Raw genomic sequence first — 18731 nt, 5'->3', positions numbered from 1 at the left:
TAAGGGGATAATTCATATAACCATTTAACTGTTGAAAACACTTGTAAGGAATTTTACACAATATTAAGGACTTGACTCCTTCATCGCCTTTATGAAGGACATTTCCCTTGCTTTTCCACTCGAAAATGTCCTTCATCACCCCCATGAAGGACATTTCTGATGATTTTCCGCTCACTTTTGTCCTTCATCGCCCTTATGAAGGACATTCCCCTTGCTTTTCCACTCGAAAATGTCCTTCATCACCCCCATGAAGGACATTTCCAAAGCTTTTCCATTCACTTTTATCCTTCATCAGCCTATTAACGAGTTTCAAATCCCTCATCATTACCTAAACAATAAGTGCTGGCTGTGCAGTCCCGCCTTTTTCAGGAGGGCAATGAGCTGTTCCTGTTCCTCGGCGGACAGTCCGGAGAATGCCCTCGTCATACGCAGCGCATGAATGGGGTAGATGTCATCCATGTAGTTCGTGCCCTTATCCGTCAGCTTTGCATATATGGACCTTTTATCCTTTGGATCCTGCTCCCTGAAGATATAGTTGTTTTTTTCTAATTTATCAATGACATAAGTGACATTTCCACTGACCAGAAGCAGTCTTGAGCCGATTTGCTGCAGCTTTTGAGGGCCCTTTGTGTACAGAAGCTCCAGCACAGCAAATTCAGTCGGATTGAATCCATGTTCCTTACTGTCCCTGATGGAGTGTTCTGAAACACTTTTAAAAGCCCTGGCAAAGATTTTGAACAGGGTATTTGCCCTATCTATCTCTTCTTGTGTATAAGTCAGTCTCATACTTATCGCCCTCTTTAAATTTCTCAAAATTCAAACTTCCACAATATTATTTTACTATGAAAGGTGGCAAGAATCTATGAAAACCTTTTCAAAAAGAAAATCAGCCTCCTATGTAAGACATTTCCACTTTGTTACGCTTTTGTTTTCTATTCATTCTTTCTTCTGAATATTTGTCATCTCTTACTTTCCACAGCTCTGCAAGCCTGTCTGAGAGCTGCAGTTCTGTATAACCCTGTTTTAAAAGCTCCTTAAGATCGTGTCCGCTGTCCGTAAATAAACATGTATACAATTTACCTTCCGCAGATATCCGCGCCCTTGTACAGGAAGAACAAAAGCTTTCTGAAATGGATGAGATGAAGCCTACCTCTCTATCAGTGCCTGTATATCTGTACCTTTTAGCTACTTCACCAAACTCACCCTTTATTGGCTCGATGTCTTTCCAACTGCTAATTTGCTTCAGCATTTCTTCCATGACAGAAACACTTTCTGCCTGCCAGTTATTTGTACTGCCTACATCCATAAACTCTATAAACCTTACCGTAATGCCCATATGAAAAAAATATTCCGCCAATGCCCTTACTTGATGTTCATTGCTGCCTTTTTTTACCACACTGTTGATTTTAACGCCGAGCCCGGCTTCCCTTGCAGAATTTATCCCTTTAAGCACAGCTTCCGGTGAAACATTCCTGCCATTCATCCTCCGGAATGTTTCCTCATCCAAACTGTCGAGGCTGATGTTGACTCTATTCAGCCCGCTTCTTTTTAGCTCCTCCGCAAGCTTGGGCAGAAGTATGCCGTTGGTTGTCAAAGCAATATCAGTTATGCCGGGTATTTCAGCAAGGATAGATAGAAGCTGAGGCAGATTTCTCCGAAGAAGAGGCTCGCCGCCTGTCAGCCTGATCTTGTTTACCCCAAGATGTGAAAAAGAAGCAGCCAAAGTGCCTATCTCCTCAAAACTCAGCAATTTATCAGTTTCTAAAAATTTGTAATTGGGGCCAAAAATTTCAGCCGGCATGCAGTACGTGCACCGCAGGTTACAGCGGTCGGTGACAGAAATTCTTAGATTTCTCAACGGCCGGTTTAACGTGTCAATCACACCCATTTAGTCAGCTCCCGTCTGGGATTTTGAGATAACTATATCATGTCAGCAAAGGATATTGAAGTGCATGATTTGTTATCTTGATGTTACGCCCTCATTCATGAGTACATAGCTGTATTTCCTCTGCCTATTTAAGTGCTGTGATGCAGCAGATCATGTGTTTGAATCAACGGATACTTTCGCTTAATATGTTGAGGGCCTTTAAGCGCGGCATTTCTAATCATTGCTATGCAATCTAACCAGTCCTCTTCAACCCTTTTCCAACCACCAGATGATTATTGCAACTTTCATAAAACTTCAACTATCATGGCCCTGGAACTTTCTTAATACCAAAAGAAACAGCCTAATTTTAGAAACTTGGACTGCTAACATGTGTGGCTCCTCTATCAGGAAAACCTATAGAAATCTTTTACTGCGTTTTCTTTCTTTTTACTTCAGGTATGCAGTGGTAAAAGTAATGATACTCGCTTTTCAGTTCAGTTATTGTCATATTCTTTAATACTGACTGATTATAAACTCCGATAGCCAGAAGTTGTTTTGAATAATAATCTCTTTGCTCTTCCAGAGCAGTTAAAAGCCACTTTTTCACCTGTATCAGCTCCATTCAGCAGATTCTTACCTCTAAAATAACCAATCATTATTAGTGCATGATTAATTCAATGTAAAATTTAGCCATGGAGATATTAAGATTTTTATAATTATGATTAAAATTGAGGCAGGCAGTCTACACTGTTCAAAAAAACAGGAGGCTGCTTATGAGTCTTAAAAACTTTGTTCCTTTACTATATTCTATTCAGCGAGGCGTTACAGACATCTATTGCTTGAACACTGATGAACCAAAGCATTCACAGCTTTATCTTTTTAAGAAAAAATTCGACTCTGGTTATCAGATGTTTGTTTTTGAAGAGAAAACAGCTTCTTTTGCTGATGTGACTGCTATGTTTGATGATCTTTACGTTGCCCATATTTTTCGCTCGCTGTTTTTCATCTGCACATCTTCAATGGAAGAAAAAGTGTCTTCTTAAGCTTTGTTTTGTGCACATCTAAGCAATAAATACGCTTTGGATCCTGCCGCCTTTAACAGTTCCTCCCAAAGCTCATCTCGCTTGAGATCAAGCCTGATTAATTCCTCAGCCAGCTGTTCTGCACGTATGTCACTCAATTCTTTTCAGCTCCTCTTTATCTTGTTAATATAAAGTATAAAACTGATAAAATTTATTATCTTTACTTATGTAATATAATCTCACTGAAAATATAAAATTTCTGCTCCTTCATGTAAGATTTCCTCACAAAACCCTTCTTTCTTAATATTCTGAGCAGTATAATAAAGAAAATATTGTTAGTTAATGAGGTGAGACGTTGAGCAGTGGGGAAACCTCCTACCGGGAGAGAAAAGTAATTTCTATCGGAACTGTCAGTGAGCTAACAGGTTTATCTGTGAGGCAAATCCGATATTACGAAGAAAGAAAGCTTGTGCTGCCTCATAGAACAAATAAAGGAACCAGAAAATACTCCTTTACAGATGTCGAAAGATTAATGGAAATTGCCAATCACCGTGAAGACGGTGTGCAAACAGCTGAAATTTTAAAGGAAATGAGAAAGAAAGAGCAAAGAGAACTGAATAAAGCCGGCTTGAAAAAGCAGATGCTGAGAGGACAGATCAATGCCCAGTTTCAGCGAGGGCGCCCATAAATGCGAAGAAAACCCTGCTGTGTGCATACAGCAGGGTTTTTCAGATAAGAACGTTAAAATGTGAACTTATTTACCGTTTCTGTCAGTTTTTTTGATAAGCCGGAAAGTGATTCCGCATTTCCATGAATGCCTTCCATTGCCGAATTAGCCTGTTCGGCGGATGCAGCAGTTTGTTCAATTCCTGCCGCAGATTCCTGCGATACTGACGCGATATTTGTGATTGCTGAATTCATGGCTGAACCATTTAACAAAATATCTTGAAAATGCTCCTGCATTTCCTGAATGCCGGCCGACATCTCTTCTATATGGACTTTTATGACTGCAAAAGATTCACCTGTTTTATGAACAGATTCAGTACCTTTCACAATTTCTGCGTACCCGCCGTTCAGGTTGTGAGTCACCTCATCCGTTTCCTTGCCCACATTGGCTGCTATGCTATGAATATCTACAATAGAGCTTGATACTTGCTCCGCAAGCTTTCTCACTTCATCAGCAACTACAGCAAACCCTTTTCCGTGCTCTCCTGCCCGCGCAGCTTCTATCGCTGCGTTCAGTGCAAGCAGATTGGTTTGATCTGCTATCGTTTGAATCACTGCTACAAGCTTGGAAATTTCCTTTGACTGTTCTCCAAGACTTTTCATCTTTTCCACAGTCCCCTTCATTAAATCATGTATTGTTGTCATTTGATCAACTGATTTTGTCATCAGCAGAGTACCCGCGCTGGTCTGACTGATAGCTGCTTTAGAAGTTGTATAAGCGCTGGCGCTGGCTTCATTTGCAGTCTGAATTTTTTCCAGAAAGTCTGCCATAGCACCTGAGAGTTGTGATGCGGATGATGCTTGGTTTTCTGCGCCGGAAGTGAGCTCCTGCATCGTGGAAGCAATTTGTTCACTGCCTTCTCTCACTTCAGAGGAAGAGTGAAGCAAGTGACCGCTTTGCTCGCCAACCTGCCGTGATGCTTTGAATATTTCTCCGACAAGCAGTTTCAGCTGATCATTCATGCCATTAACCGATTCAACCAAGTCTCCCACTTCGTCCTTTCCTTTGTAGTGCAATGGTTCGTGATGCAAATTTCCTTTGGAGATTTCACTTAGATGACGGGATAACTTTTTCAGCGGCAGCGTAATGGATTTTGAAATGTTAAATGCCAAGAATGCGCTGATCCCTACAATCAGTATAGAAATGGCCAGCCCCAGGATACGCATTGTATTACCGCTGCTGATGATTTGTGCACCAGCATCACTAATTTGCTTTTCGCTGGATTTTGCTATTTCATCCAGCTGAGCAACCAAATTTTCGGATTGTGACTCAAGCTTCTTAAAAGATTGTTCAGCAGAAACTTTCATGCCTGCTGAAGCTGGCTTTATCACATTTTCATTCAATTCCCTTTCCCAATTGTCAGCCTGCTTGATTACGTTTTCAACCTCCTGATTATTCGAAAGTTGCAGCATACCTTGTTTCAGAATTTCACTGTCTTTCTGAAGTTGGGCTACTTCACTCTGATATTTTCCGCTTCTGTACAGGAAAAAAGCTCTAACTGATGAGATCTGTTGAGCCATGTTATAGCGCAACTGTTCAGATTGAATGAGGGCCTTGCTTTCTTTTTCGACAATCTTTTCTGTTCCGTTATGTATAAATGTCATGCTGAAAAAATTGAAGCCAGACATCAGCAGGCAGAGCACCACAATAATGCCAAATGCTTTAAACAGCTTGCCCTGCAAAGAACTTTTCTTTGCGTTGATCTTACTTGTCTTTTTCTGTTTCTTTAACTGTTTCATGGTCCCCTCCTGTATCCATGGATACATATTATATCGTCAAACTTTCGAACTATTTGAGTATTTAAAATAATAATATTGTTGGAAAAAAACCTAATTCATTGATAAATAATAAAAGTTTTTAGATAGAGAGAGGGGTGTTAAGACCTGCACGCAGAAGTAAAGCCAACTTCTTTAAATTCATTGGGAAAACAGTAAGCATCGCTTGCATGGACAGTTTTTCTAGATATCGTAAGGTTGTCCATCGCATACCATGCTTCTCCTTTGCATCGGCAAACACACGTTGGATCGTTTCCTTGCGTCCAAGGAGCTTTGCGACTGAGAAAGCTCAAGTCTCACCCCGCGGAAAGCGTTCGCCCGGAACGGTAATCAACAGATTCAATGGCTATCACTTTATATTAATTTAAAAAAGACTGTAGGCAAACTCAATTGTTTGAGTTTGTCTACAGTCTGAGAGACTTAAAACTAATACAGTCTCTTTTTTATGATCTCACACTCATTTAACTTTTAGCTCAACATCAATGTTTCCTCTTGTTGCCTTGGAATACGGGCAAACTCCATGGGCTTTTTCAACAAGCTCTTCTGCCTGTTCGCGTGAAACGTCAGGAACCTCTACTTCCAGTACAACGCTCAGCTTGAAGCCTCCGTCAGTATCCTTGCCAATTGAAACGTCTGAAGTAACTGTTGTTTTGCCAACCTTTACTTTCTCGTTTCTAGCAACAAGATTCAAGGCACCGTCAAAGCATGCAGCATAGCCTGCAGCAAACAGCTGCTCAGGGTTTGTTCCTTCAGCACCGCTTCCGCCAAGACCTTTTGGCATTGTTAAAGGCAGATCAATAAAGCCGTCCTCTGATTGGACTCTTCCGTCTCTTCCTCCAGTAGCGTTCACTTTTGCAGTATAAAGTGGTTCCATTTCACTTCACTCCATTCCATTAGTAATGAAATTAAATTGTGGGCAATTTAATTTTACAAAATCAGTTTACCTCAGCTATAATACTATGACAAGCAAAAGGACTCAGGAGGGATAGAATGAACGATCAAGAGAGCCTACGCCTGCATAATCAGCTGTGTTTTACGGTGTATGCCTGTTCAAGGGAAATGACCAAACTATACCGGCCTATTTTAAACAGTCTACAAATAACATACCCTCAATATCTGGTTTTACTCGTACTTTGGGAACATAAAAATATAACTGTGACAGAGCTTGGAAATCAGCTTTTTTTGGATTCCGGTACTTTAACACCTCTTTTAAAAAGACTTGAGGACCATCAGTTGATTTTGAGAAAAAGATCTGTTGAAGATGAGAGAAGGGTAGTCATATCCCTTTCCGAGAAAGGCGAGAAATTAAGGGAAAGAGCTCTTGAGGTACCTCCCTTTTTAATAGAGCAAAGCGGGTTAACCTCAGAGGAATATTTGAAACTCTTAGAGGAATTTCAAGGCTTGTTAACAAAATTAACAGCTGCAAAAGAGGAGCAGTAGAATTCCTAACCTTTAAAAGGAAAAACTTAACAAATGTTGTTTTTCTCCCGATAAGAATATTAAGAGAAAAAAAGCGAAGGAGGGTGTAATGATGTATGAGCAGAGAATTGAAGAATACAGAGAAAGTATGCTGCAGGCCGCTTCCAAATATGGCTATACTTCTAAAGAAACGTTAGCCGCGAGCCAGCATCTTGATAAAATACTGAATTTGTCTTTTAAATCTCAAGAAATCATCCCTCCCTCGAAAAGCAAATAACCTGGCGTATCTATTAATAGTAAAAGCCCCGTTCTTCAGGAACGGGGCTTAATCTATTACATCAATTGATTTAAAAATGCAGTTGCAATACCAAAGTAGATCATCAAGCTGAGAATATCATTTAAAGTAGTGATCAGGGGACCGGATGCAATGGCAGGATCCACGTTAAATTTGTGCAGAATAAGCGGAATGATTGTGCCGGCCATTGTTCCGATTATCAAAGTCAGGAACAGCGATGAACCTACTACAAATCCGAGCAGAGGGTCTCCCCGCCAAACCAGCGCAATCAGTGTAATCAACAGACCGCACACTGCTCCGATAATAAGGCCGACACCCAGCTCTCTGCCAAGAAGCTTCAAAACTGTATTTCTGTCAACCTCTCTTGTTACAAGCCCTCTTACTACTACAGCAAGCGACTGCGTTCCTGTGTTTCCGGTCATACCAGCTATCATCGGCATAAAGAAGGCCAGCGCGACGACCTTCTCCAGCGTACCTTCAAAAAAGCTGATGATGCTTCCAGAAACCAAGCCGATAAACAAAAGGAGAATCAGCCACGGCAGCCTTCTGTAGGACGCTACCAGAGCCCTTGTATCAAAATCAATAGATCCGCCGGAGGCCGCAAATTTTTCATAATCTTCATTTGCTTCTTGAATCACAATATCGATAACGTCATCGACTGTAATTATGCCTACAAGGACATGATTTTCTTCAACAACCGGAATGGCGAGAAAGTCATATCTTTCTATTAATCTGGCAACTACTTCCTGATCTTCATAGGCACCAATGGATATCACCCTTGAGTACATAATATCTTCGATTTTATCCTGAGGCTCTCCCAAAATTAAATCACGGTAGGAAATAACACCTACAAGCTGTTTTTCTTCATTTATCACATATAAATAGTTAATGGATTCAGCGATTTCAGCAAACAGCTTCAGCTTTGTAACAGCATCTTTAACTGTATAATGCTTTGGAATCCACACAAATCTGTTAGTCATGATTCTTCCGGCAGTCTCAGCCGGGTAGTTCATCAAGGTTTGAACTGCCTCTGATTCTGAAATTTCCATACTGGAAAGAAGATGCTCTTTCAAGTCAGGATCCAGTTCATCAAGAAGCTGGGCCAGGTCATCATTATCCATTTTGTTCATGACCTTAATTCCCTTTTCCTTGCCTACCTTTTGAAACATCGCAAGCTGATAGGGACGTTCCAGCTCCTGCATAAGCTCGGTAATGTCATCAACGTTCAAAAAGCTGAAAAACCGGCTGTGATGCTTATCAGGAAGTTCTTTATAAATACTGGCCATATCATATGGCTGCAGCTCATCTACCAATTCTCTAAATTCTTTTCTTTTTCCATCCTTTAAAAGAAGAATAATTCTTAGCAGTATTTCATCATATGTCATATTTTTCACCATGGAAAAACGCCTCCTGTTCCCAGGCCTGCCAGTGCGTTACCGTGCCGATGGTATGGCCTGTTTCTTCTTTGCTGCTATTAATCTTTTTAAACTAAAGGGTATACTGGGACCATCCATCTCAACACCTCCATGTTGATTTCATAAAAAAACGCACCCAAATGAAGGTGCGTTTATGCAAGCATGCCAAATAAACCTTCATTCGTAGAGCTTTAGCACTGTACGGCATAGGACACAGCCAGCTACGTTAAAAACCACCTTAATTCGATAGTTTCTGTTGACCCATTGGCGTCTTTGGACATTTTTGGGCAGCAGCATATCTCCGTACAGGAGCCTCACCTAACGAAGTTCCTATGAAATTTCTCATTACAAACTGAGGTTACAGAATTTTAAGCTCTGTGTCAATTTATTTTATGGCAAGCATGTAAAAAGTGTACACCCATTTTTCCTTAATGAATGTCTTTCTTCTTAAATCTGCCGCCTTTTACCTCATTGATATTACCTACAGCGAAAAACGCATGATCGTCAAGCTCTTCTACAATGGCTTTCAGCTTCGCTTCTTCAAGTCTGGTTATAATACAGAAAATCACTTTTTTCTCGTCCCCAGAATAAGCTCCCTCACCAGAAAGGTAGGTTACTCCGCGCCCAAGCCTGGCAAGGATTGCTTCTCCGATTTCTTTATGCTGATCGCTGATTATCCAGGCAGACTTTGACTCATCCAGCCCCTGAATGACAACATCAATCGTTTTGAAGGCAATAAAATATGCGATAAAACTGTACATAGCCCTGTCCCAGCCAAACACAAAGCCTGCTGTCGTAAATATGAACAAATTGAAAAACATAATCATTTCACCGACAGAAAAAGGAATTCTTTTATTAAACAGAATTGCAAGTATTTCTGTCCCATCAAGCGATCCGCCATTCCGGATAACCAAACCCACTCCCACGCCTAGAATAATTCCGCCAAATACAGTAGCTAGTAGCAGATCCTCTGTAAAGCTAGGTGTATGATGAAGCAAGGTTGTAGAAACAGATAGTACGGCAATGCCTGACAGGGTGGAAAGTGCAAAAGTTTTGCCAATTTGCTTATAGCCCAGGTAGAAAAAAGGAATATTCAGTAAAAAGATGAATAAGCCCAATTTGAATCCCGTTAAATGGGAAAGGATGATGCTGATGCCGACGATGCCGCCGTCAAGAATGTTGTTTGGGACTAGAAAAAGTTCTAATCCAACAGCCATTAAAACTGCGCCGAGTAAAATGAAAATACCTCTTTTTGTAATTTCTGTTGGTGACAGCTTCCTGTGATTGTTTTTAACCGGAAGCCCAAGCTCTAATTCCGCCAAGGAGATCACTCCCTTTCTTACATAATAATGGGTATGACCAGATATCATATTATATCATAAGCCCTTGGCAGACATGCTTCTTTTCAGTTAATGAAGGCACCTAATGTGTATACTTTCCATTTAGCATGCGGACGTCAGTTCTCAGACTCCCCCAGATTCTTTATCCCTTTTTTATCCATGATAATGCCCAAAATCAGCACTGAAATAATTGGAGCCAGCGCAACAAGTGCAATCATGCCAAAACCATCCATCAGCGGATCACGACCCTCAGTAACCGCAGCCACACCTACCGCAATAGATAGAATAAACGTAACTGTCATAGGTCCTGTTGCAACACCGCCGGAATCAAACGCGATTTCAATAAAGTTTTTATTTGTAAAATACAGTAAGATCAAAGCAGCTGTATATCCGGGAATCAAAATATAAAACAGCGGAATTCCAGCAAGAATTCGAAACATGGACAGAGCTATGGAAAAACCTACTCCTACAGACAGCGAGATCAGCATCACTCTTTGAGACAAATTTCCGGAAGACACCGATTCAATTTTTTTATTCAGAACACGGACAGCCGGTTCAGCAAAAGTAGCAACAAATCCGAGCACAAAGCCGATCGGGACTATAATCCATGTGTAAGGAAGCTGCCCCATGATCTGACCCATTTCTCTTCCAACCGGCATGAACCCGATATGCACCCCCTGAAGAAATAACGCAAGTCCGATATAGGTAAAAACAAAGCCAAAAGCAATTCTGGCAATCTGTTCTTTAGGCAATTTCAAAAAGAATATCTGAAAGACCAAAAAGAAGAAAAGAAGAGGAGTAACCGCAAAAGCAACTTCCATTAAAATGTCTGTAAAGCCCTCAAAGATTTTGACTTCCATCAGATGAACACCCCCAGGAGAAGCACTGCAATAATCGGTCCGATAGAAGCCAGCGCAACGAGCCCAAACCCTTCCTTGGAAGAAGAGTCCTTGTTTATAACTGAAGCTACCCCAATACCCAGGGCAAGTATAAACGGCACCGTTATCGGACCTGTTGTCACTCCGCCGGCATCAAAAGAGATTGACCGGAAGGATGCAGGAGTAAATGAAGCCAGGATAAACACAATACCGTATCCCCCAATTAAAAGATAGTGAATGGGAATTTTGTAGATTGTCTGTGCCATAGCTATTGCAATAAAAACTCCTACTCCCAGTGCGACTGCCAATATCAGCATATTTGAGGATATTTGGCCTTCTGATACCTCTCCCACCTGAGAAGCAAGGACACGAACATCAGGCTCAGCCACTGTTACTGAAAAACCTAATAAAAATGCTGTAAAAATGACCAGCAGCATTTTGTTGGACTTTGGCAGGACTTCTCCAATCTTTTCTCCAATTGGCAGAAGGCCCATATGAACGCCTACCAGAAAAAATATAAACCCCAGCATGACCATGAGCAAACCTACTAAAAACTGTATAAACATCTCCGTTGGAAGCCAAATAATTGTAAACTGCAGCAAAATGACTACTACAGCAACAGGCAAAATTGCCAGCATCACTTCCCGGACTGATTCTTTGATTTGATCCAAGAGCTCTCCTCCTATTTTTGCAACTTCGTACTTCAACTAGTACCCCTAAAAACACTGAAAAAAACCAGTGGAGTCTCTCTAATTCCTTTGAATTGTTCTGTTTACTGGGCTACACTATTAGTGAAATCATTTATTGTATATATTTTTAGCTTCCTGCTCTAATTCTAAAAGACACAATAAGCTCCTTGAGTATCAGCAACAGGTTCATCCGGGCACGAATTCAGTACGTGGAAGAGTAAAAACGGGTTAGCATAACCTTCAGTGGAAAATTCCGTACTCCGAAAGGACTTGAAGAATTATGAAAGGCACCATCATTTCACTTAGCAAAGGAAAACCTAAGAAATTGATGTCAGATGGAAGATCATTTATTTCAGGCATTGCAAAAACTGCTGAAAAAGAGTTATTTGTAACAGGTACTGAAATTACAGGTGACGCAGTAGCAAATACTTCCTTTCATGGAGGAGCAGACCGGGTCGTATGTGTGTATTCTCATGAACACTATACCTATTGGGAAAAGGAATTAGGGTTACCGCTTCAGCAAGCTGCATTTGGAGAAAATTTGACTGTAAGCGGCATGGTAGAGGATCAAGTTTGTGTAGGAGACCGTTTTTCAATAGGCACTGCGATACTTGAAGTCTCACAGGGCAGATTTCCCTGTGTTACGATCAATCTGTACAACAGCCAGAATCAACTGTTACAAAGTATCTTTGAAACAGGATACACCGGTTACTTTTTTCGCGTAGTTAAAGAAGGAAAAATAGAAACAGAAGATATTCCGATTAGAATATTTGAACACCCTGCTAAGCTTAGCGTTGCATTTATTCACCACATCTTCTTTCATGATAAGAAAAATGCAGAAGCTATATTTGATATTCTTCAACTGGATGAGCTTGCGGAAGAATGGAAGAGAAAGTTCCTGAAGCTGCAGGAGAAACTCAATATAGAGGATTGAAGTAAAATAACGAAAACCCGCCATAGGCGGGTTTTAAGCTAGATTCCAAACGGAGTGTATACTGATTTGGGAATTTTTTCATAATCCAACGGATTCAGTTTATAAACAGAGTCATCTGCATATCCTTCAATAATCGCTTCCAGTCCGGTTTCAACCGTTTTCACAAGCTGACCCTTCATTTTCTGTCCGTAGTTCTGCGTCTGTCCTTTTACCTCAAACAATACAGTTCCGCTGCCGTTTAGCGCAAAAGAACCCAATGCTGTTCCTGGAAGATCCAAGCCTTGTTCATACAGCGAAATGTGTGTAAAAATAGAATTCCCTTTAGCCTGCAGGGCATTATATGCTGCAAGGTTTAGCTGCCTTGAAAAGTCATACTGATAGTTTCCTGCGTACTTGCTGTATTTAGCTCCGGCAGGTGTACGCGGATCTGGAACAAACTGCCCGGACAAAGACATTGTGACTACCTTGTCTGTTCCCTCCACATAAGGAAATCCTTGATGATGAAGGTCGACGAACACATCAACATTGCCATGAGAAGCTTTTAAACCCTTATAAATGTCTCGAACAACTTTGGATTCCGGTGTGATATACCAGCCTGGTTGATTGGAAGAACCAGGGAAGTCTTCTTTTTTCGCAACATAATTTAAGTCAGGATGAAAATCCCTGTTCACATCAAAACCGGGCTTTGCTGCATAGTCATCTCCCTGCAGCACCCTTGTATAATAATTCCAGGAAGGCTGCGCACCCTGCAGTTGCGGGTAATTTTTCAGAACTTCCTGCCATGTATAATCATTTCCCCTTCGATCAAGTTCGGAAGCATCCGGATTCATCATCGGTACAGCTACCAATGTAATTTCCTCTCTCAGCTTTTTCGCTTCTGCTGAATTTGAACCCAGCTTTTGCAGGATATTAACCAATGCCACAGTTCCCGTCTTTTCATTTCCGTGAATTTCACTTTGAACAAGTATCACTTTTTTTCCTGTTCCCACAGTTGCTTTCCAAATAGCCCGGCCCCGATTTGATGTTCCGGCTACCTCCACTTTTACTCTACCTTGGCTGGACTGCTGAATAGATTGCAGCTTTTTCCCCAGTTCAGCATGGTTAATAAATCCTTCAACCGATAAAACTGTCGAACCTGCTGGAACCGGTTTAGCGCCTGCTGCCTCTACAGTCGCCGGAACCATTAAGGCAGCAGCCATTGCCGCTGATCCCAGCAGCCGTAAAGATTTGTTTTTGAACATACTTCTCACTCCTATCAGAATAAGTTATCAGAATTTACAGTTATTGAATTCTGCGTTCATTCTGCCCATACCTTCTATCCTTAACAGAAAGAGATATAAGGAACTACAGCGATTTTTACTCCCAGTCATTTACCATACTTTCCGCCCTCATTTTTCTTCTTCTTTTGTCTCATGTTCACTCGAACTGCAAAAAGACATCTAAATAAACAAAAGGGTGTTCCAAAGCTATGCTTTGAGAACACCCTCCTCATAATCATTTTGTAAAAATAGAATTGGATAAAAGTCTAAACAGATAATCTGTATGATCTCTGAATCCAGGCTCAAGCCCAATCAGTAAAACATCTTTACCTTTTTCTTTTACAATCACAGGCTGTCCTTTAGCTGCAGTGCGGGTTGTACCTCGCCAGTGTCCTGCCACAAAGTAGCTGTCACTATTTTCATAGCTTGCCAGAACGTCAGTGCTTCCCGTATTCGTATACCAAGCAGGAGCATATACAAATCCATAATCAGTTGAATGATATCCGGCTGTAACAGAATGGCTGCCGTAGTTCACTTTTACAATTCCGTTTGAATTGCCGCCGCCAGAATTCACTGTAACATTTGTGAGGCCCAAAGTTCTTGAAGCAGCGGATGCACCGGCACCCACAGCGATATATTTGCCTCCGCTTGCAATATATTCTGTCACTTTACCCTTGAATGCAGCAAGTTCAGCTGCATTTTCAAGTCCGAATCCTTTATTTCCTCCAGTAAGGCTTGTGGAAATCATCGAAGAACTTCCACTGTAAATAAACACATCTGTATCACCCAGCCCCTGTTTTGCAACCTCTGCAGGAGTCAGCTCTCTTACATGGAAGCCCAGTCTTTTCAGGGCGGCCAGGGTCCCTGCATGAGATTGGGACTTATTAAGCCCGCCGTCTCTTAATATGGTTACAATTTGACGTTGGAGAAGCTGCGCATCCTTTGGTATTGACTTCGTTTCAACAGTCATTGGCTGTTCTTTTACCAGCGCCGAGAGTTCTCTTTTAGCAGATGCCGGCAGATAGAAAGTGCCATCTTTTCCTCTTTTCACCTCATATCCCCTATTAATAAAGGAGTTTGCAAGTTCCACTGCTTTCACAGAACTGTTTGAAACAGCAAAAGGACCATTGCCAATTACCTGTCCGCTTTCTTTCACAGATTTCACTGCAGTCGTTTTAGCAGTAAGTGCTGCATTTGCAGGTACTTGATGGGCTTCAAAGCCCCACAATTCAGGAAGGCTCCATGCAGAAATATCGTACATGGCAGGAGTGTCATTGCTTATATCCTCTCCATCCCACAGCATGGTGTTGGCCAAGCCCGCTTTAGCCTGATCCATTTCCACAATATAAGTTCCTTTCGGATAGGAAACTCCCTCAAAAGAAAAAGTCTGCTGTGCTTTTGATACCGTAATATCATTTGCCTGAAGATGCTCCACCGCTTTCTGAAGAGCAGTCTTGTCTTCCTGATTGTCTGTTAAAATATATGCCTTCGGGAAAAAACCTTCATGATGGAAAGGATGATCAAAATTCACACCCCGTTTAAAAACTTCAATTTGGTCATGGATCATCTCATTTTTGTTTTCTCCGGAAAATTTAAGGGCTCCGATAATTGCATCATACGTCCATCTGACGCCATCCCAATCATTGGTTGGCGCTTCCAGCGTGTAGCCGTAAGCTCCGTGGTACATTGCATACATAGGAGTAAAAATCGGTGGATAATCGTCCCAACCCGCTGCATCATCACGCTGAGGAATATACGTTCCTTCCATTCCTTTATAGTCGACCCTTGATGTGGCTGTGTTGGTATTTTCATAGTTTGCACGCTGTGAAACAATTTCATTTTCCATAGATTTTGCCTGATCCATTGCCCATTTGGAGAATAAATCGTACTCATAATTCGGATTATGAGGAGGTGTACAAGGTTCAATTAACCCGGGATGCTTAGCACCCCCGTAATTTTTTACATAGCCGTGAAGATCCAAAAACACCATCGGATTCCACTCTGTAATTAAATCAACAACATGCTTTGTTTCCGGCTGCGACTGAGTAATAAAGTCACGATTCAGGTCAATTCCTTTACCGTTAAAACGTGTTGCATCAATTCGGCCGTCCGGATTAGAAACCACGTTAAAGATGAGGATATGATCATTCAGAATTTCCTTTGTTTCAGGATCATTATCCAACGCGAAACGTTCAACAAGCTGCAGAACAGCATCTGTTCCGATAAATTCAGTTCCGTGAATGGACCCGTTGATCATCACGGGAACTTTAAAGTCGGGGTGCTTCTTTAAGAAATCCTGGGCCTTTTCAGGTGATTTCAGCATTTTCTTACGAAGACCTTTTTGGTGACCCTCTTTTCCCTTCACCTTGGAATCTGCAATTTCAACAGTAAACATGGCATGTCCCTGTGAAGATTGATATGTACTCTTTTTCACTGACACTCGTTTGCTCTTTTTCGCCAGCTCATTCAGCTTAGATTCTATTTGTGAGTATTTAACAAAGTCATAGTTTTCGGAGTTGAATAAACTTCCATTTTGCTCATGAAGAAGCTCATTTACATTGACATTCTGCCATTTTTGCGCAGGCTCAGCTAAAACGTTTACAGGAATACTTGCTAAAAGAGCAGCACTAGTAAATCCGGCCATTAGTTTCTTTTTCATAGATACTTACCTCCTAAAATAACGATACTTAATATTTTAGTATATTTATGCAATTATAGGAATGATTAATTTTTCCTGGATAAAAATACCCATCCCCTTGTAACGCTATTCTTATAACAAATTTATATAATAAACATAATTAAGAGTACATCACACTCTCTCTTGTAATCGCATGAATATGCAAAGCGATCCTCTTGAACGGTTTATTGGTGACCATAGGAACACCATAAAATTGAGTGCTTCATACTGTCAGTACTGTGAAGGCTGCTCTGTTTGCATACAGAACAATAATAGGTTGGAGAACCACCCTTTTCCTTTTCAAATTCTTTCTTTGGGTAATTAGGATAATAAGCGAATGTATTCCGGTTAAAAGCAGGATTCCTTATTTGAGCGGAAAAGAGGAGGAAGTATTACGGATAGCTTTAAGAAAACCCTTCATTCGGCTATGTAATAGATGAAGTGCACCAATCAATGCCTCATACTCTCGGTTATTATTCCATACTATTGTATAAACGTTCTCGATAATCTAAGAGCCTAAAGTTGAAGGAATATACCCTGCAAAAAAACTTTGTTAAAGTACTAAAAATAGCAGTCCCATTTAAATATCATGTGGACTGCTGTATTTACATTTCAACACTCTATCCTCAATAAGGCATTCTACCCTTCAGTTTGCTGCAGATCCTCGGCTGACAGCATGTGAAAGGATTCATGAAGAAACAGTGCCAGCTCATCCTGATTTTTAGGATGCGGCACAAGTTCTGCATGGTTAATATTCATAGCATACTCTTCTTGATGTTCATCTTTCATTGAAAACCCTCCCTTCTTTATATTTGTATGTTTTGTTAAAGGCAGCAAAATTATTGCACTTTTGTACATACTATCCTAAGAATGAAAAAACTGGCCGATCTGCAACAAAAGGGGCAGAGGGAATATGCACTTCCTCCTTTCACATGGAGGGGGAATAGATCAAAAATAAATTTTTCCTTACCTTTACTTTCATCCTAAAGATAATGGAGTGATATACATGGAAGAATTTCCGGTTATACATACGAACATATGGGATGTTGTACTTGCTATCCCTCTGGTTGTTATCGCCACACAGATCATGAAGTACATTTTCCGCATTCAGAGTCAGTTTGTACCTACTATGGCAGTAATTTTTGGGTTGTCTCTTTCTATTCTGTTTGCACATCAACATCATATATGGGCAGCATTGTTTATGGGTTTTTTTTACGGTAATGCCGCAATAGGCACGTATTCATCAATGAAAACCAGCATCTCCTGGTATAGAGACAAATACAATTGAATAGGGCCATATGGATGTTCCTGCTTGCCATCTTCATTTATAATGTTGTTATACATATGATTAGGAAGTGGGAAAGTGCAGAAAAAGAGAAGACGATTACTCTATTTAGTCCTCGCCATTCTAGCCGTGGCAGGAGCCAGCTTATTCTTTTATTTTACTCCCTACGAACATGATGAAAGAGCACGAGCCGCTTTAGAAAACGAAAATGTTACCAATTACAAAGATTGGATTGTATTTCAATCAAGACAGCAAGATGCATTACCTTCTATCATCTTTTACCCGGGAGGATTGGTCAAACCAGAGGCTTATGCCCCTCTTGCCTTATCTCTGGCAGATAAAGGACATACCACTTACATTGTAAAAATGCCACTGCACCTCGCTGTACTTGGCGGTCAAAAAGGGAAAGCCCTGCTTAATCAATTTCCGGAAAGTACATTTTTTATAGGAGGACACAGTCTTGGCGGAGTGATGGCTTCACGATTTGCAGCTGACAATCAGAATTCAATTGAGGGGGTTTTTTTTCTTGCTTCATATCCTGATGAGGAAGGATCACTTGTGAATGCTAACATGCCTGCACTATCAATAACAGGTTCAATGGATGGGGTGTTAAACACAGAAGCCTATCAAGCCGCTGCAAGCTACCTTCCCACGGATGCATCATATCCTGTCATTTCAGGAGGAAATCACAGCCAGTTTGGCAGCTACGGCCAGCAAAAAGGTGATTTAAAAGCTGAAATTCCTCCGGAGGAACAAACAGAGGTAACAGCAGAGCTGGTTTCTGACTGGATTAAAAAGGCTTTTCTGCAGCCTCAATAAAAGGGACTTTATAGTCGAGAATATGATTAGAAAAACGTTTTGTATTAAGTACATTTCTAATAGCTATGAAAATACAGAAAGCAATGAAATCTACCATTGCTTTCTGTATGAATTCATATACATTTCTTGTTACATTTTAAATTGCTCTAAATATTTATGCAATTTTTGACATCCACTTCTGAGTTTAAAAAGGGCCGCTTTTCATTGTCCAGCTACGACGGACAGGACGTCCTAGTGCCGGCATTGGCACAGGACGTGCCGATCTTAGCCGGCCAGTGCCCAGCGGCTAGTGGACTTCGCCCCCTTCCCTGCGATAAGTCAACATGTAAT

The 18731-nt window shown here is 41.0% G+C and carries 20 protein-coding genes, 1 pseudogene and 1 riboswitch; of the genes and pseudogenes, 7 read left to right on the top strand and 14 right to left on the bottom strand.

Going from position 1 to position 18731, the window contains the following annotated elements; translation table 11 throughout:
• Positions 1 to 324: 324 nt before the first annotated feature.
• The 3 genes from GJU40_RS07505 to GJU40_RS07495 all read right to left on the bottom strand — a co-directional run bounded on the left by GJU40_RS07505 (position 325) and on the right by GJU40_RS07495 (position 2474).
• Positions 325 to 786 carry a MarR family winged helix-turn-helix transcriptional regulator gene (locus GJU40_RS07505; RefSeq protein ID WP_154307136.1) on the bottom strand — a complete coding sequence of 154 codons (462 nt, stop codon included), beginning with the start codon at positions 784 to 786 and terminating at the stop codon, positions 325 to 327.
• 100 nt (positions 787 to 886) lie between these two features.
• A complete protein-coding gene (gene moaA, locus GJU40_RS07500) occupies positions 887 to 1888 on the bottom strand; it encodes a GTP 3',8-cyclase MoaA (protein WP_154307135.1) in 1002 nt (333 codons plus the stop codon).
• A gap of 406 nt (positions 1889 to 2294) precedes the next feature.
• The gene (locus GJU40_RS07495) at positions 2295 to 2474 is read right to left on the bottom strand and encodes a stress protein (RefSeq protein WP_343031454.1); all 180 of its coding nucleotides are present in this window, start codon (positions 2472 to 2474) and stop codon (positions 2295 to 2297) included.
• Positions 2475 to 2640: 166 nt separating this feature from the next.
• Here GJU40_RS07495 and GJU40_RS07490 point away from each other — a divergent pair, with 166 nt between their 5' ends.
• Complete coding sequence (locus GJU40_RS07490) at positions 2641 to 2910, top strand: hypothetical protein (protein ID WP_154307133.1); 270 nt, start codon at positions 2641 to 2643, stop codon at positions 2908 to 2910.
• Here GJU40_RS07490 and GJU40_RS20690 read toward each other — a convergent pair.
• Positions 2907 to 3047: a hypothetical protein gene (locus tag GJU40_RS20690; RefSeq protein ID WP_170289351.1), complete on the bottom strand. Its 141-nt coding sequence runs from the start codon at positions 3045 to 3047 to the stop codon at positions 2907 to 2909. The genes GJU40_RS07490 and GJU40_RS20690 overlap by 4 nt on opposite strands.
• 197 nt (positions 3048 to 3244) lie before the next feature.
• Here GJU40_RS20690 and GJU40_RS07485 point away from each other — a divergent pair, with 197 nt between their 5' ends.
• Positions 3245 to 3577, top strand: a complete 333-nt coding sequence (locus GJU40_RS07485; RefSeq protein ID WP_154307132.1) for a MerR family transcriptional regulator — start codon at positions 3245 to 3247, stop codon at positions 3575 to 3577.
• A 53-nt stretch (positions 3578 to 3630) separates the two neighbouring features.
• Here the strand turns inward: GJU40_RS07485 and GJU40_RS07480 are convergent, their stop codons facing one another.
• The 3 genes and pseudogenes from GJU40_RS07480 to GJU40_RS07470 form a co-directional block, all read right to left on the bottom strand.
• Complete coding sequence (locus tag GJU40_RS07480) at positions 3631 to 5355, bottom strand: methyl-accepting chemotaxis protein (RefSeq protein ID WP_170289350.1); 1725 nt, start codon at positions 5353 to 5355, stop codon at positions 3631 to 3633.
• Positions 5356 to 5473: 118 nt separating this feature from the next.
• Positions 5474 to 5653, bottom strand: a pseudogene (locus tag GJU40_RS07475) (transposase); the annotation flags it as partial.
• 195 nt (positions 5654 to 5848) lie between these two features.
• On the bottom strand, positions 5849 to 6265 hold the full coding sequence (locus GJU40_RS07470) for an organic hydroperoxide resistance protein (RefSeq protein WP_154307130.1): 417 nt from the start codon (positions 6263 to 6265) through the stop codon (positions 5849 to 5851).
• Positions 6266 to 6381: 116 nt separating this feature from the next.
• On the opposite strand from GJU40_RS07470, the gene GJU40_RS07465 reads away from it, so the two are divergent.
• A complete protein-coding gene (locus GJU40_RS07465; protein WP_154307129.1) occupies positions 6382 to 6831 on the top strand; it encodes a MarR family winged helix-turn-helix transcriptional regulator in 450 nt (149 codons plus the stop codon).
• Positions 6832 to 6919: 88 nt separating this feature from the next.
• Complete coding sequence (locus GJU40_RS07460; protein ID WP_425481206.1) at positions 6920 to 7087, top strand: aspartyl-phosphate phosphatase Spo0E family protein; 168 nt, start codon at positions 6920 to 6922, stop codon at positions 7085 to 7087.
• Between the two features lie 56 nt (positions 7088 to 7143).
• Here the strand turns inward: GJU40_RS07460 and mgtE are convergent, their stop codons facing one another.
• The 4 genes from mgtE to GJU40_RS07440 form a co-directional block, all read right to left on the bottom strand.
• The gene (mgtE, locus tag GJU40_RS07455; protein ID WP_154307128.1) at positions 7144 to 8502 is read right to left on the bottom strand and encodes a magnesium transporter; all 1359 of its coding nucleotides are present in this window, start codon (positions 8500 to 8502) and stop codon (positions 7144 to 7146) included.
• A 187-nt stretch (positions 8503 to 8689) separates the two neighbouring features.
• Positions 8690 to 8853, bottom strand: a riboswitch (M-box (ykoK) riboswitch).
• 95 nt (positions 8854 to 8948) lie between these two features.
• Positions 8949 to 9842 (bottom strand): YitT family protein, encoded by an 894-nt coding sequence (locus GJU40_RS07450; protein ID WP_246188298.1) that lies wholly within the window; start codon positions 9840 to 9842, stop codon positions 8949 to 8951.
• A gap of 134 nt (positions 9843 to 9976) precedes the next feature.
• Positions 9977 to 10720 (bottom strand): DUF1538 domain-containing protein, encoded by a 744-nt coding sequence (locus GJU40_RS07445; protein WP_154307126.1) that lies wholly within the window; start codon positions 10718 to 10720, stop codon positions 9977 to 9979.
• The gene (locus GJU40_RS07440; RefSeq protein WP_154307125.1) at positions 10720 to 11409 is read right to left on the bottom strand and encodes a DUF1538 domain-containing protein; all 690 of its coding nucleotides are present in this window, start codon (positions 11407 to 11409) and stop codon (positions 10720 to 10722) included. The genes GJU40_RS07445 and GJU40_RS07440 overlap by 1 nt, the downstream gene beginning before the upstream one ends.
• A gap of 298 nt (positions 11410 to 11707) precedes the next feature.
• On the opposite strand from GJU40_RS07440, the gene GJU40_RS07435 reads away from it, so the two are divergent.
• Positions 11708 to 12361: an MOSC domain-containing protein gene (locus GJU40_RS07435; protein WP_154307124.1), complete on the top strand. Its 654-nt coding sequence runs from the start codon at positions 11708 to 11710 to the stop codon at positions 12359 to 12361.
• Between the two features lie 38 nt (positions 12362 to 12399).
• On the opposite strand, the gene GJU40_RS07430 is transcribed toward GJU40_RS07435, so the two are convergent.
• The 3 genes from GJU40_RS07430 to GJU40_RS07420 all read right to left on the bottom strand — a co-directional run bounded on the left by GJU40_RS07430 (position 12400) and on the right by GJU40_RS07420 (position 17086).
• Positions 12400 to 13602 (bottom strand): M14 family zinc carboxypeptidase, encoded by a 1203-nt coding sequence (locus GJU40_RS07430; protein WP_154307123.1) that lies wholly within the window; start codon positions 13600 to 13602, stop codon positions 12400 to 12402.
• Between the two features lie 253 nt (positions 13603 to 13855).
• Positions 13856 to 16279: a M14 family zinc carboxypeptidase gene (locus GJU40_RS07425; RefSeq protein WP_154307122.1), complete on the bottom strand. Its 2424-nt coding sequence runs from the start codon at positions 16277 to 16279 to the stop codon at positions 13856 to 13858.
• 657 nt (positions 16280 to 16936) lie between these two features.
• Positions 16937 to 17086: a transcriptional regulator SplA domain-containing protein gene (locus tag GJU40_RS07420; RefSeq protein ID WP_154307121.1), complete on the bottom strand. Its 150-nt coding sequence runs from the start codon at positions 17084 to 17086 to the stop codon at positions 16937 to 16939.
• Between the two features lie 217 nt (positions 17087 to 17303).
• On the opposite strand from GJU40_RS07420, the gene GJU40_RS07415 reads away from it, so the two are divergent.
• Together GJU40_RS07415 and GJU40_RS07410 are read left to right on the top strand one after the other, a co-directional pair.
• Entirely contained in the window at positions 17304 to 17585 is a 282-nt protein-coding gene (locus GJU40_RS07415; protein WP_154307120.1) for a hypothetical protein, read from the top strand.
• Between the two features lie 75 nt (positions 17586 to 17660).
• Positions 17661 to 18401, top strand: coding sequence for an alpha/beta hydrolase (locus tag GJU40_RS07410; RefSeq protein WP_343031453.1), 741 nt, complete (start codon positions 17661 to 17663; stop codon positions 18399 to 18401).
• Positions 18402 to 18731 lie beyond the last annotated feature (330 nt).

Source organism: Metabacillus lacus (assembly GCF_009674805.1).
GTDB lineage: Bacteria > Bacillota > Bacilli > Bacillales > Bacillaceae > Metabacillus_C > Metabacillus_C lacus.
Note: the sequence above shows the minus strand (reverse complement) of the source record. Positions and strands in the feature narration are given on the sequence as shown.